This is a genomic window from Paenibacillus sp. PK1-4R, from assembly GCF_030369595.1.
Lineage (GTDB): Bacteria > Bacillota > Bacilli > Paenibacillales > Paenibacillaceae > Paenibacillus.
The window spans coordinates 109,331-122,802 of sequence record NZ_CP126535.1 but is presented as its reverse complement, the minus strand read 5'-3'; the positions used below and the strand labels follow the sequence as shown (position 1 = coordinate 122,802).

Genomic DNA, 13,472 nt, shown 5'->3' with positions numbered 1-13,472 from the left:
CCTGTAAAGTGCAACTCCCTTTTGCTTCATTATAATAAGATTCGTTCATCCGATCAGGCCCATTGCGATTCATAAGGAAAAGGACATGTCGACTCACTCAGCTTCGCTCGCACCTGTACGAGACAACCACAATGCCGACAAGTTGTACCATATTGCAATCCCGGACAAGCAGAGCAGATGGATAGCCGACGTTCATATTCCTCATCCTGTACCGTCGGACGCGAACGCGAGGCAATCTCCACAAGTCTGGCCATTTTGGTATCGCTAATCTTCACATCGTACTGATCATTACAGCCCTTGCAAGGTTCCTGCCTTTTCATCATTAACCCTCAACAGCGATGACCCCAACCGATGCTGGAGGAAGAACAAAACGCAAGGTGTTATTCTCCAGTGTGAGTCCTTCCCACGCCACAGGCTGAACATGATTCGGCTGTTCAAAGGTATTGAATGCACCAAAATCAGTATGGTGCAGAATCTGCCCGGTTACTTTAGCCGCTTGAGCTGCGTCCAGCTGACACACAACTTCCAACTCATCGGTATGACTCAGATTACAAGCTGTCACATGAATGACCCCATCCTTGTTTCGGGAGGCTGACAAGCTGAGCTGAGGAATGGTGTCTTCTCCGAAGGTGTATCCAGGGCTTTCATAATTCAAATCCAGTCGCTGCGCATCCATATGAACCTGATACATATCAAATACATGATACGTAGGTGTCAGGAGCATTTTATCCCCTTCCGTGAGAACAAGTGATTGAAGCACGTTGACGATCTGTGCAAGATTTGCCATGTGTACCCGTTTATTATGTTGGTTGAAAATATTCAGGTTAACGCCTGCAAGCACAGCGTCCCGCATCGTATTTTGTTGATACAGGAACCCTGGATTGGTTCCCGGCTCAACGTTATACCATGTACCCCATTCATCCACAATAATGCCGACTCTGCCCTCTGGATCATATTTGTCCATAATCTCGGAGTGCTTCACCAGTAATTCATCCATATGGAGCGTCTTTTTCAAGGTGGTGAACCATTCAGCCTCGCCAAATCCTGTAGCTGCGCCTTTATCATTCCACTCTCCTGTAGGGATGGTGTAATAATGAAGACTAATCCCATCCATAAAGCGAGCAGCCTCCCGCATCAGGACTTCCATCCATTCATAGTTGCCTTCGTTGGGTCCACAAGCGATTTTATAAATCTCGTTCCCGGAATAGTTACGTACATATGTAGCATACCGGCGATATTCATCCGCATAATATTCAGGACGCATATTGCCGCCGCATCCCCAGTTCTCATTTCCCACGCCAAAATACTTCATTTTCCACGGTTCTTCCCTACCGTTACTCTTACGCCAGTTCGCCATCGGGGATTCGCCGTCAAACGTGATGTACTCCACCCATTCCTGCATTTCCTGCACTGTACCGCTACCCAGGTTGCCACTAATATATGGCTCCGTGCCGAGTAACTCACATAATCTCAAGAATTCATGTGTACCAAAGTGATTGTTCTCTTCCACACCGCCCCAGTGTGTATTGATCATACGAGCACGTTCACTCTTCGGACCTACACCATCTTTCCAGTGATATTCATCGGCAAAACAACCGCCTGGCCAGCGAAGTACTGGAATATTAAGCTTCTGCAAGGCCGTCAATACATCATTTCGAATCCCATCCGTATTCGGAATGGGTGAATCTTCTCCTACCCACAGCCCCTCATAAATACAACGTCCCAAGTGTTCGGAAAAGTGACCATATATATTGCGATTTATTAATCCTTGATCTGAATCCGCCTTTAAAATAACATCAACCATGATTTCAACCCCCATAAATTATATTGTTATCGCTTACAATAACTCGTTTTAGAGTAGGTTTCAACCGTTTTTATTTCTAGACAAACAAGCCTCTTCCTGTGTAATTGATTAGGAAAGGCCTGTTTGTTATAGAAATTCATGCAGAGACTTACCAAATTGATTTTTATTCATTTCTAATTTGGATTTGCCGGGTTATTATTTCAGAATAACAGGCTACTTAATCCTGATCTGAAGGCAACAACATTTTTTGTGTCCACGTCGTTCCACCATCTATAGTCTGATAGATCGCAGGAGAGTTATCACTTGTTACTACGAGCCAACCCGTCTTGGCCGATGGGAACGAGATACGGGAACTGTACCCCGGATCTTTCAGGTCAATATTTTTCCACGTGGAACCTGTATCATAAGAACGTCCAATACCCACTTTGCCAGCTGCGGGTGAACCTGCAGACAGATACGCCGTCTGATTGCCAATCAACGCCATGTTGCCGGGATGTCCACCCGGGTTGGCTGGTCCGTTTCCTTTGCCTGTACTATTTGTACCTGGTGCAGGACCTCCCCCTGCTGTGGATTGCGCAAATACTTGAGTCCAGTTCTTGCCTTGATTACCGCTCGCATAGAGGGAGTAGGATTGTTGGGACATGCCTGCATCACCATACAGAAGGGCCCATACTTGCTGGCCATGTGCATACAGATCTGCTCCGCTCCATGTGTCTGAAACAACTCGAAGAGAGGTGGTCCAGTTTTTGCCGCCATCACTCGTTTGCTTCAGATGGTATCCCGATCCAGGTACAACCACGACGGCATACCCTTGTTTCTCTGTTGCAAAGGCAGCTGCACGCGTGTTGGCAGGTGTATTCATTTTACTCCAGGTTACCCCGCCATCCTTCGTCTGATATGCACCATTATAGGTGTAACCATAACCTACATCTTTATTGCGAAAATCGATTCGCTTGAATTGAATGCCCGGCGTATCAAGCCGCGTCCAGTGCGATCCCCCATCTTTGGTACGGATCAGATAGGTAGCAGGTGAATCCTTGACTCGCGCCAGCGCATATCCGTTCACATTATTCGGAAAATCAAGCTGTGTGAATTGCCACTGCCCGGTATATATGGACTGCCACGTACATCCTGCATTCGAGGTGCCGATCAGGAAGCCTTCACCCCCAGCTCGTCCAGTCGTATCATTAAGAAAATCAATGTCCGTAAATTGCAGATGTTGTTCTTCCACACCGCTGCCCTTTTTCAATGTAGCAGATAGTCCATAATCTCCCTTTCCACATGCCTGTGAGGATGCGGCGTTAGCACCTGATAGCGTATGTACCGGACCCATCCCCCAAGCCAGCGTTAACGATAATGCGAGTGCACCAAGCCGTTTCCATGTCATTGTACTCTTGGTTGTCATCGTAACACCTCCTTCTATGGTTTTACCCAAATATGATGGTTCTAACGTAACAATCCGATTAACCCCGATGACAATTCCGCAAGATAAAAACCACCTTTACCCATGATTGGATCATGTAGGCAAGGGTGGTTCATCACCAAACATTGTGTACTTTAAGTTAAATGGGATACGTCACAACAGCAAGGATAACAAAACTGATACTTAATAAAAGGCATAAACTAAAATATATTTTGTTGTATTTATATTCTCGAATACTATATGCAGCAAAAAGCATGGCCAGATCAGCCACCATCAAAGTGAAGTTGAGAAATATCGTCACTGCTAATACAAAATTGATGACAAACAATATAAAAACTGCAGTTAGCCATCTGGGATACATACTCAATTGAGTCCGAATCACACGCATTCACATTCACCTTTCCCTTCCTCTATTTCCATATTATACACAAATATTAAGATAGAGTCATACCAAGGCACGATATCTGCGTAAGAGGAGAGTCCATACAAACACATGAAATAAATGGTAGAGACAGGGGAACATACGTGCTATAATTCATGTTATGGACTTTTGAATATCGGTGGATGTTTTCCAGACCACGGCGTAGCTTCCCGAAAGGGGGTGACGTCGATGGTCAAACTCGTGGCGTTGCTTGATGTAATCCGATGGATTGCTGCGATCCTCAGTATTGTACTGAGCGGGCGAAAGCTTTACCGTTGGTTGCGCAAAAAGTTTCGTAGCAAGCGAAAACCCACCTCATAAGGTTGGACGCCTGACGGTGGGTTTCGCTTGAATAGCATTATTTAGTTCATGCGCGCCGTGGCAATCCACAGCCTTTCGGGTCCTAAGAGTCTTTACCGTTGACGCGGTGAAGACTCTTTTTTAGTATATGACCGAACCCGATCACCATATACTTCACGAATGTAATATATCAATTAATATACTACTGAATACTTATGTAGTCAGTATAGCACAGCTCTGCATAAAAGTTAAATTAAGTTAATTTAGCTCAACTAAATTTAACTTCGTTATTTGTTTGGCAGCATAATTTTGGCTCTATCATCCAGTCCGTTCCTTAAGCTGGAATAGTTGAGGACACAGGGATAAACGTTAGTAATAAAAAACGCCCTCCCCTGCGCAAAGTTGAACCCGCGCAGACAGAGAGCGTTATACTTATCGATTATTCTGTGATTATTTCACGAATCCAAGCAGCATTTCACGGATCAGCTTCGCAGCTACAATCTGTGTCTGTTGTGTTGGATCATAGATTGGTGCAACTTCAACCAAGTCACAACCAACTACATTTACATCAGATCCTGCAATCATATGAATGGCTTCCAGCAGTTCCTTGGACGTAATGCCGCCCGCTTCTGCTGTACCTGTTCCTGGTGCTGATGACGGATCAAGCACATCGATGTCGATGGTCACATACACCGGACGGTTTCCCATCTTGGGAAGAGCTTCCTTCATCGGAGCCGCCACTTCAAATGGATAGAAGTTGATGTTCTCGCGACCGTACTGGAACTCCTCACGGGAACCGGAACGGATACCGAACTGATAGATGTTTTGGCCACCCATCAACTCAGCTGCTTTACGCACTGGTGTGGAGTGGGACAATGGCTCGCCTTCATAGTTTTCACGAAGGTCAGCGTGTGCATCAATATGAATCAGGATAAGATCCGGGTATTTCTTGTACATCTGTTGGATGACTGGCCAAGTAACCAGATGCTCTCCACCGAGACCAACTGGGAATTTGTCGTCAGCGAGCAGACTGCCGATGTATTCATGGATTACCTCAAGGCTGCGTCCCGCGTTACCGAAAGGCAAGAGCAGGTCTCCAGCGTCAAAGTATGTCATGTCTACAATACTTTTGTCGAGATATGGGCTGTACTCTTCAAGTCCAACCGATGCCTGACGGATATGAGATGGGCCGAAACGGGAACCCGGACGGAAGCTGACGGTGTAATCCATCGGCATGCCATAGATAACCGCTTTGGAGTTCTCATAATCCTCAGAGCTGCAAATAAATACGTTTCCTGAATAAGCTTGATCCAGTTTCATTAATGATTTCCCCTTTTATTTCGTTAAATCTTCCACGAATTTAGGAAGTACAAATGCTGCTTTGTGCAGACGCGGAGAGTAATACTTGGTATCCATCTCCGGGATTTGAGTCTCATCCACTTCGAGCGGGTCATGTTTCTTGCTACCCATAGTGAATGTCCACAAACCACTTGGATAGGTTGGAATATTACAGCCGTACACATGTACGATCGGGAAGATTTCTTTGACGTCTTTGTTCACCTTCTGGATCAGATCTGCCTTGAACCAAGGGTTGTCCGTTTGGGCAACGAAGATTCCGTCTTCTTTGAGCGCTTCGTAGATGCCTTGGTAGAAACCACGCTCAAACAATGGAGCAGCCGGGCCTACAGGCTCCGTGGAGTCTACGATAATCACATCGTATTCATTTTTATGTTCAATAATATGCATGTAGCCGTCGTTTACGAGCACTTCAACATTAGGCTCGTCCAACTTGCCGGCGATTTCAGGCAAATATTTTTTAGAGTATTCAATGACTTTACCGTCAATTTCGACGAGAACTGCTTTTTCTACAGCAGCATGTTTAATGACTTCACGAATGACTCCGCCATCGCCGCCACCGACAACCAGAACTTTTTTCGGATTCGGGTGAGTGTTCAGCGCAGGGTGTGCCGCCATTTCGTGATATACGAATTCGTCTTTTACAGTCGTCATCACCATGCCATCAAGAAGCAACATGTTACCGAATTCTTCGGTCTCTACCATGGCCAAATCTTGAAAATCCGTTTTCTCTGTAACATAGGTCTGCTTAATCTTCGCGGTGATCCCGAATACCGGGGTCTGTTTCTCCGTAAACCACAATTCCATAATCTCTACCTTCTTTCCGTAAAGTTAATGATCAGCCATACCCGACCAAGTGCTGTGCACAATAATCGGTTCGCCCAAGCACGTCCAGCGTTCGGCGCCATATCGCGTTATAATTGCTGGCCTGCGGGAAAGGTCCGCGGTTCACTTCATTATATAGATTAAATTGACCAGAGCGTGCAGAGCGTCTGACTAATCAATGAATCAATGACCATTCGTCTGTTCGTCCTTACGCGCTTTAGTATCTTGTGCCGAATCTTACCTTTTCATTACCCTTTTGCATTATACGCGATTGACGTTTATACTGCAAAACGGTTTTCAAGGCGGAAATGCTACATTTTGTTTGCTTATGCACCCAATTGAATATCCCTGCCAATCAAGTCCCATACTGGAAGAAAAGAGAGGAGCCCGTTCCATGACCAAGCCAAATCAAAAGACCCGCAAACGCGGGTTCCGTGTACGAAAATTGTTTAAAAACCTGTCTCTGCTCGCCGTGCTCGCCATACTTGCTACCGCTGCAGGATTGGTCTATCTATACGCAACCAGCCTGCCCCTAGCAGACTCTGATCGGAATTCCAGATTACTGGACAGTCAAGGTGAAGTCATCGCTACCTTCTCCGCAGGTGGCAAAGACTCTGTACCCGTTCAACTGGAGGATATCGCTCCAGATCTGGTCAATGCCACTCTGGCTGTAGAGGACCGCAAATTCTATAATCACTACGGGTTCGACGTGCAAGGGATGGGACGGGCTGTGCTCGTTAACCTCGAACATATGCAGATGACACAGGGTGCGAGTACATTGACTCAACAGCTGGCGCGTAATCTATATCTATCTCATGAGAAAACATGGACTCGCAAAGCCAAGGAAGCCATGTACACGGCGCAATTGGAGATGAAATACAGCAAGGATGAAATTTTGCAGATGTATCTGAACGAAATCTATTATGGGCATGGTGCGTACGGGATCGAAGCAGCTTCACGAATGTATTTTGGCAAATCAGCCAAACAGCTAGATCTCGCAGAGAGTGCCATGCTGGCAGGAATCCCGAAAGGACCCACCTACTATTCACCCTATAACCATATGAAGAATGCCAAAGACCGACAGAAGATTGTGCTGAATGCCATGGCTGATATTGGCAAGATCACCCAGGCCGAAGCAGATAAGGCCTATGAAAAAATGCTTTCGTTCAAACCGGAAAGTGAGCGTAAAACGGTGGAAAGTGCCCCGTATTTCCGTGACTATATCCGAAATCTGGCCATCAAAGAGCTGGGAATCAGTGAAGCGATGCTGGATCACGGGGGATTGAATATCTACACCACCCTGGATCTGCGTGTACAAAAAGCAGCTGAAGACGCCATAGCCAAGGGTATGGATGCCAAAAGCGAGCTGGAGACGGCCCTCGTGTCCATCGACCCTCGTACAGGCTACATTAAAGCCATGGTGGGCGGCAAGAATTACCGCACCAATCAGATTAACCATGTACTGGCGACAACGCGCCAGCCAGGTTCGGCGTTTAAACCCATTATGTATCTGGCAGCTCTGGAATCCAAGCAGCTCACCAGTGCATCCATATTTAACAGTGAACCTACCCTGTTTCACTACGACAATGACCGTAAAACCTATAAACCCGGCAACTTTGGAGACAAGTATCTGGGTGAAATTGATCTAAGACAAGCGATCGCCGCTTCAGACAATATCTATGCGGTGAACACCATTATGCAGATCGGTCCTGTGCAAGTTGTGAGTATGGCGAAAAACCTCGGTATTACAAGCAACCTGAGCGCTGTACCTTCTCTTGCACTGGGAACGTCACCTGTTAGCCCGCTGGAGATGGCGTCGGCCTTTTCCGTCATTGCTGCCGGTGGACAACGGACGCCACCTGTTGCCATTCTACAAGTGACCGATGCCGCAGGACGTGTACTCTATGAATCGCCTCAGACAAAGGCTGAGACCGTTGTGGAACCTGCGGCAGCTTATGTACTGACACGTTTAATGGAGAGTGTCTTCGAAAATGGAGGAACGGGCAACCGGGTGTCTAAGGCGATCAAACGTCCGGTAGCGGGAAAAACGGGAACAACCAACACGGATGCCTGGCTCGTTGGATTCACACCGGAGCTGTCCACCGCGGTATGGGTTGGGTACGACCAAGGCAAAGCCATCTCAACTTCGGATGGCCGCCGGGCGGCTCCGATCTTTGCCCAGTTCACAGAGCAGGCACTTGCGAGTGTACCACCCAAAATTTTCACCGTGCCTGATCATGTCGTAAGTGTCTATATCGACCCGGAATCCGGCAAGCTGGCAGGCAACGGTTGTGAAGAGAAACGGCTGGAAGTTTTTATTGATGGTACTGAACCGACTGAGGTATGTCATGGCACGACGGATGATTCGGATTCTGGAGAAGATGAGAAGACCCGTCAGGTACAGAATCAGCAAGGCATACAGGAAGAGAAACATTCCTGGTGGGGAGATTTCAAACGTTGGTGGGTAGAATGACGCAAATGCGCGATGACTTAGTTGCGTCACCTTTAACCGCTGGTTATATTGGACATTTGAAATATTCACTTCGGATGAAAACTCATATTTATTCAGATCAATGAATACTGTTGATACACAAGCAAAAGACCCCCAGCCGAACTTTCCGGTCAAGGGGCCTTTTGCTTTTTTTGCTTTTATACTTTGTTGAAAATGATCTGCCTTAGGCGAGTGCTTCCTTCAATACATCTGGAGAAGCATTCCACCAGTCTTCGTTGTGTGAGATCAGCAGTGTCTTAAGTGCAGCTCGAGCTTCAGGTCCAAGCTCATCCAGCATGAAGCGACGCTTCAAGGCATAATCCATGCGATTCACATGTTCCGCCAGCAGTTTCCATCCACGTCTTGCTTCCGTATCAATCCACATCTCACATGCCGTTGCTCCACCATACAGTTGGCCTTCCTCCGTGCGATCGACAGCTACCCACACCAGCCATACCTGGCGTCCGTTGGGCACATCTTCACGATTGGTAGAGAACTTGATATTGCGTTCCACTTTGCTTTTCGCATGCATCGCACCGATATCGATTTTGGCTTCGCCATTATCAATAATGACCGGGGAAAGGTTATTCAGATCAATGGAGCCTGCACCGAAGCCTTTATGCTTGCTTTTTGCACTAACGATATTCAAGGCAATCTGTTTTTTGCCGTTTTGCTCGTTTTGGTCCATGTTTATAGCCTCCAAGGGTTGATACAAATATTTTAACTAATAATTGTCCCATTGCAAACATATACATGCTGTAGATGCTTGTCAACGGGAGGTATTTAACGATGATTCCACGACGCGCCAAGAGCTGGCTCACTGCATCCCTGGCCCTGTGTGTACTTGCCGGAGGGATATGGATCACTCTGGGTTATAATCGCTCAACTCATTCAGAATTGCCAGTACTCGCCCCCGAATCGGGCAAGCCCAAGGCAATAGCTCCAACCCCAGCACCTCCAGAAAGTGTACAGACCCCTACAGCCGAAGTGTACAGCAACCGTGTTGTGGAATATCACATGGATGTGAAGCTGGTCGAAGGAAACGTATTGGAAGGGACTCAGACGATCACCTGGACTCATCCAGGCAAAAAAACCGTCAGCGAGCTTTACTTTCATATGTACCCCAACGCCTTCTCTTCTGCTGACACCACCTTTATGAAGGAATCCGGTGGAAAGCTTCGGGGTGATGTTATGCCTACCAATGGTTATGGCTCCATGAACATTACCGAAATGAAAACGGAGGACGGGCTCTCTCTGCTGCACCGGATGCAGTATGTGCAACCAGATGACGGAAATATCAAGGACACCACCCTCATTAAAGTACGTTTACCCAAACCGGTCAAAGGCGGGGAAAGTATTACACTCCACACCCGATTCGAAGTGAATCTGCCAAAGATTTTTGCCCGGATGGGAACTGCTGATGATTTTGTCATGGCTGGTCAATGGTTTCCCAAATTAAGTGCCTATGAACCTGTGGGCAGGCGTGGACGAACAACGGAAGGCTGGAATCTGCACCAATACCATGGCAATTCAGAGTTTTACGCCGACTTCGGTATATATAGTGTGCGTATTCGGGTGCCTGAAACATACAAAGTTGCTGCTACCGGATTTCCGACGCAACAAGCCGTGGTGAAGAACGGAGAAAAGGTCTATCAATTCTATGCCGATGATGTGCATGATTTCGCCTGGGCAGCTTCACCGGATTTTGTCTACGCCGAGGAACCCTTCTCTGCACCCAATGTGCCTGGTGTACGAATCAAGTTATATTTGGACCCTGCTCATCAGGATCTGAAAGAACGTTATTTCTACGCCGCGAAGGCCGCACTAGCCAATTATAGCAAATGGTTTGGCCCATATCCTTACGCAACCTTATCCATCGTAGTTCCACCCAAAGCGGGGAACGGTGCTGGAGGTATGGAATACCCTACGCTAGTTACGGCCTTTGGAGCCGATGATACTACCCCAGGTTATGACCTGGAACGTACCGTAGTCCACGAGATCGGACACCAGTACTTCTACGGCATGGTTGCCAGCAACGAATTCGAGGAAGCCTGGCTGGATGAGGGGTTCACCTCTTATGCAGAAGACAAACTGATGGAGCAGGAATACGGATTGATTCCGAATCTGCCGGTACAATCGGGACTGGTTACGTCTCCGTCATCCTTAACACAAGAATCTTGGAAGTTTGATTCACAGAATGAGTATGCAGCCAATGTCTATACACGTGGCAAGCTTGTATTGCTTGGGATCGAACATCAAGTCGGGGCGAAAACGATGGAACGCATTCTCTCTACCTATGTGAAGAAGTACCGCTTCAAACATCCCACTTCGGCTGATTTTCAGAACGTTGTGGAACAAGTGACCCGCACTTCCTGGTCTGATTATTTTGATCAATATGTCTATGGTAACGGGATGGCTGACTTTGCTGTAGAGAAGATTCGTGTTACGCCCGTACAGAAAGACGGTCAAACATTGTACGAGTCATCCGTGACGATCGCAAAAAAAGGGAGTGATTACAACGCCGTTCCTGTTCGCATTGCTTTTGAAGACGGACATATCCTCACCAAGCAATGGAATGGCAAAGAAGATCGCATCACCTATAAATTAACTCACACATCCCCCGTATCCTGGGCCATGACCGATCCCCTGTACTCGATCGTGCTGGAGAACCGCCATATGAACAATTTCCTGAAATCCGGACTGGATGAGCGGACGAAGTCCCGCTGGAACATGAGTGTAACCAAACTAATAGAAGCCATATTCGGAGGTCTGTCATGGTGAGGTGGAAACGGTGAAAGCAAAAATACGTGAAGGCTGGTTTCTCGTCCGTCAGCATATGTTCATTGCCGCACTCTTATTTCTCTATCAGCTCATTTGGGGATATTTCTTCTATCGAATGGTACAATCGGCGGTCATCCCCCTACTCCTGCGCTATCCAGATTCTGATGCCGGGGAGCTGAGTACACTTTTGTTTAAAATGGAAAGTCAACTTAACCTGTCTACTCATCCGGAGGTTCATCGTTATCTGTGGATTCTAGGGGGCATGCTGCTGGTTCGCATGTTGATCAGCCCCCTCATTCAGGCAGGACTGCTCTACTCACTTCAGCACTTTAATTCTACAGAAGAGCGCATCCCCTTTGTCCGCGGAATCAAAAATCTGTGGAAACCGATGCTACTGCTCCACACCATACGTACTTTATTGATACTTCTGCCCGCCTACTGGCTCTTACCGAAGCTCTACTCGATTCTCATGGACGGATTTCATTCCCTTCAATTACTTTTGCCTGGTATACCTTATGTTGCTGCCTGGATTGTATATGGTTGGATCATCCACCATGCCATACTCTACATGCAGTTCGGTGTGTCGGCACCAGAAGGAGAAGGCGGGGCTCACGGTATTCTCAAAGCACTCTGGATTGCACTGCGTCATCTCATCGCTGTAATCGGCATTGCACTCCTGCTGGGCGGAGTACACCTGCTCGTCTTTGGGTCATTCACTTCAGCCTCATGGTTATTAACGGGACTTACCGGACTTATACTACAACAGACGTATCCACTTGCTAGATGTCTATTAAGTCTGTGGAAAATATGCAGCCATTTCCGATTATGGCAGTCCAAAATATCCAAAGGTGAGAGCAGATAGTTTAAAAATTGTTACCATCGTATGTTAAACTCACGGCCTAATATGTACTTATAAATAGGCAAACCTCAACCTTTCCCCGTCAAAGGTCGAGGTTTTTTTTGCTAAATTTGTTGCTAAACGTTGCCAAAGCCGTACTCCTCTGTTACAATAATCGCAGTGAGTTTTTAGTAACAACTTTGTAATCTTTACATTCATATTTGTAACTACTTAAAATTAAATCGTCATTTCTTGATTTCGCAGGTGCATAACTAGCATAGCCAAATTCCTGGCACCTGGGAAGCGGGGGAACCAGTTATGGGTGAATTGATCTTGCTACAGAGGGATCATAGGGGACCTTCAACCGAATCCTTAAGCTAACCTCGCAGGCGTTGGAAGGGGAATATCTCTTGTTCAAGAAGAAATTAACCGCAGCTGTACTTAGCATCACATTCGCTTTATCGCTTGGTGCAGGTAGCGCATTCGCAGATTCAAAGATGGACACAGTAATTGATTCAGCAATGGGAACTACATACAAAAGTGGGGGAACAACGCTTAACGGCTTTGACTGCTCCGGATTTACACGGTATGTATTCGACAAGTTGGGTATTGATTTGGCACGCCAATCCAGTTCCCAATTCGACATGGGCGATTCCGTATCACGCATGGAAATGAGAGCTGGCGATCTGGTGTTCTTTAATACAACAGGTAAAGGCGTATCACATGTAGGAATCTTTGTAGGGGATGGAAAGTTCGCACACTCCTCTTCTTCCAAAGGCGTTACGATCAGTGCATTGAGTGAAAGCTATTGGGCCAATCGTTATGTTGGCGCGAAACGGATTATGAGCACGGACGCATATGAATCACTGGCCCTTGACTAGGGACAAGCTGAGCAACATGATGCTGTAACCATTAACCATACTGGAACGAAGCAAGAAGCATAACAGAACCGCCGGATACATTCTCCGCAGGAATGTATCCGGCGGTTTTTTTGTGCTTCAATCCTTATGCATGTTGCAAGTTATACTCAGGGCATATCCTGCGACATCAACAGGTTCATTTTGCGTTCGTTCGTCCGTGCCCTTATGATGTTTTTACCCATCCCGTTATAATATAAACGGAATTACCGGAACTTTTGTTTCATTTTTTTTCTTGAGAAGGAAGACTTGCTAAATGAACATCTCTTTTGTAGAGTGGACAAAGAGTTCTGTTTCAAGGAAAGGAGCATGCAGG

Annotated in this window: 11 protein-coding genes and 1 riboswitch; of the genes, 5 read left to right on the top strand and 6 right to left on the bottom strand. The window is 46.7% G+C overall.

All coding sequences use genetic code 11. The features are described from left to right. Positions 1-53 precede the first annotated feature (53 nt). The 3 genes from QNO02_RS00575 to QNO02_RS00565 form a co-directional block, all read right to left on the bottom strand. Positions 54-323, bottom strand: coding sequence for a DUF6171 family protein (locus QNO02_RS00575; protein ID WP_256332465.1), 270 nt, complete (start codon positions 321-323; stop codon positions 54-56). Then, a complete protein-coding gene (locus QNO02_RS00570; RefSeq protein ID WP_289390821.1) occupies positions 323-1,804 on the bottom strand; it encodes an alpha-N-arabinofuranosidase in 1,482 nt (493 codons plus the stop codon). The genes QNO02_RS00575 and QNO02_RS00570 overlap by 1 nt, the downstream gene beginning before the upstream one ends. A 217-nt stretch (positions 1,805-2,021) precedes the next feature. Next, the gene (locus tag QNO02_RS00565; protein WP_289390820.1) at positions 2,022-3,209 is read right to left on the bottom strand and encodes a WD40/YVTN/BNR-like repeat-containing protein; all 1,188 of its coding nucleotides are present in this window, start codon (positions 3,207-3,209) and stop codon (positions 2,022-2,024) included. A 628-nt stretch (positions 3,210-3,837) separates the two neighbouring features. Here QNO02_RS00565 and QNO02_RS00560 point away from each other — a divergent pair. Further along, on the top strand, positions 3,838-3,969 hold the full coding sequence (locus QNO02_RS00560; RefSeq protein ID WP_017691304.1) for a hypothetical protein: 132 nt from the start codon (positions 3,838-3,840) through the stop codon (positions 3,967-3,969). A gap of 429 nt (positions 3,970-4,398) precedes the next feature. Here the strand turns inward: QNO02_RS00560 and speB are convergent, their stop codons facing one another. Both speB and speE read right to left on the bottom strand, forming a co-directional pair. Next, positions 4,399-5,268 carry an agmatinase gene (speB, locus tag QNO02_RS00555; RefSeq protein WP_289390819.1) on the bottom strand — a complete coding sequence of 290 codons (870 nt, stop codon included), beginning with the start codon at positions 5,266-5,268 and terminating at the stop codon, positions 4,399-4,401. A gap of 15 nt (positions 5,269-5,283) precedes the next feature. Next, entirely contained in the window at positions 5,284-6,111 is an 828-nt protein-coding gene (speE, locus tag QNO02_RS00550; protein WP_017691306.1) for a polyamine aminopropyltransferase, read from the bottom strand. Positions 6,112-6,523: 412 nt separating this feature from the next. On the opposite strand from speE, the gene QNO02_RS00545 reads away from it, so the two are divergent. Next, positions 6,524-8,602 (top strand): transglycosylase domain-containing protein, encoded by a 2,079-nt coding sequence (locus QNO02_RS00545; protein WP_289390818.1) that lies wholly within the window; start codon positions 6,524-6,526, stop codon positions 8,600-8,602. Positions 8,603-8,804: 202 nt separating this feature from the next. Here QNO02_RS00545 and QNO02_RS00540 read toward each other — a convergent pair whose 3' ends face one another. Beyond that, positions 8,805-9,308, bottom strand: coding sequence for a YwhD family protein (locus tag QNO02_RS00540; protein WP_091039209.1), 504 nt, complete (start codon positions 9,306-9,308; stop codon positions 8,805-8,807). A 101-nt stretch (positions 9,309-9,409) separates the two neighbouring features. Between QNO02_RS00540 and QNO02_RS00535 the strand changes: the two genes are divergently transcribed. The 3 genes from QNO02_RS00535 (at position 9,410) to QNO02_RS00525 (ending at position 13,120) form a co-directional block, all read left to right on the top strand. Next, positions 9,410-11,401 (top strand): M1 family metallopeptidase, encoded by a 1,992-nt coding sequence (locus QNO02_RS00535; RefSeq protein ID WP_133387531.1) that lies wholly within the window; start codon positions 9,410-9,412, stop codon positions 11,399-11,401. Between the two features lie 10 nt (positions 11,402-11,411). Continuing rightward, complete coding sequence (locus QNO02_RS00530) at positions 11,412-12,263, top strand: hypothetical protein (protein ID WP_249913820.1); 852 nt, start codon at positions 11,412-11,414, stop codon at positions 12,261-12,263. A 245-nt stretch (positions 12,264-12,508) separates the two neighbouring features. Next, a riboswitch (cyclic di-AMP (ydaO/yuaA leader) is annotated at positions 12,509-12,646 on the top strand. 3 nt (positions 12,647-12,649) lie between these two features. Continuing rightward, positions 12,650-13,120 (top strand): C40 family peptidase, encoded by a 471-nt coding sequence (locus QNO02_RS00525; protein ID WP_091039214.1) that lies wholly within the window; start codon positions 12,650-12,652, stop codon positions 13,118-13,120. Positions 13,121-13,472: the final 352 nt, after the last annotated feature.

Excerpts from the sequence above, each read along its gene's own strand:
- QNO02_RS00545 (WP_289390818.1), top strand. The coding sequence starts at position 6,524 with ATGACCAAGCCAAATCAAAAGACCCGCAAACGCGGGTTCCGTGTACGA.
- QNO02_RS00565 (WP_289390820.1), bottom strand. The coding sequence starts at position 3,209 with ATGACAACCAAGAGTACAATGACATGGAAACGGCTTGGTGCACTCGCA.
- speB (WP_289390819.1), bottom strand. The coding sequence starts at position 5,268 with ATGAAACTGGATCAAGCTTATTCAGGAAACGTATTTATTTGCAGCTCT.
- QNO02_RS00535 (WP_133387531.1), top strand. The coding sequence starts at position 9,410 with ATGATTCCACGACGCGCCAAGAGCTGGCTCACTGCATCCCTGGCCCTG.
- speE (WP_017691306.1), bottom strand. The coding sequence starts at position 6,111 with ATGGAATTGTGGTTTACGGAGAAACAGACCCCGGTATTCGGGATCACC.
- QNO02_RS00540 (WP_091039209.1), bottom strand. The coding sequence starts at position 9,308 with ATGGACCAAAACGAGCAAAACGGCAAAAAACAGATTGCCTTGAATATC.
- QNO02_RS00560 (WP_017691304.1), top strand. The coding sequence starts at position 3,838 with ATGGTCAAACTCGTGGCGTTGCTTGATGTAATCCGATGGATTGCTGCG.
- QNO02_RS00570 (WP_289390821.1), bottom strand. The coding sequence starts at position 1,804 with ATGGTTGATGTTATTTTAAAGGCGGATTCAGATCAAGGATTAATAAAT.
- QNO02_RS00575 (WP_256332465.1), bottom strand. The coding sequence starts at position 323 with ATGATGAAAAGGCAGGAACCTTGCAAGGGCTGTAATGATCAGTACGAT.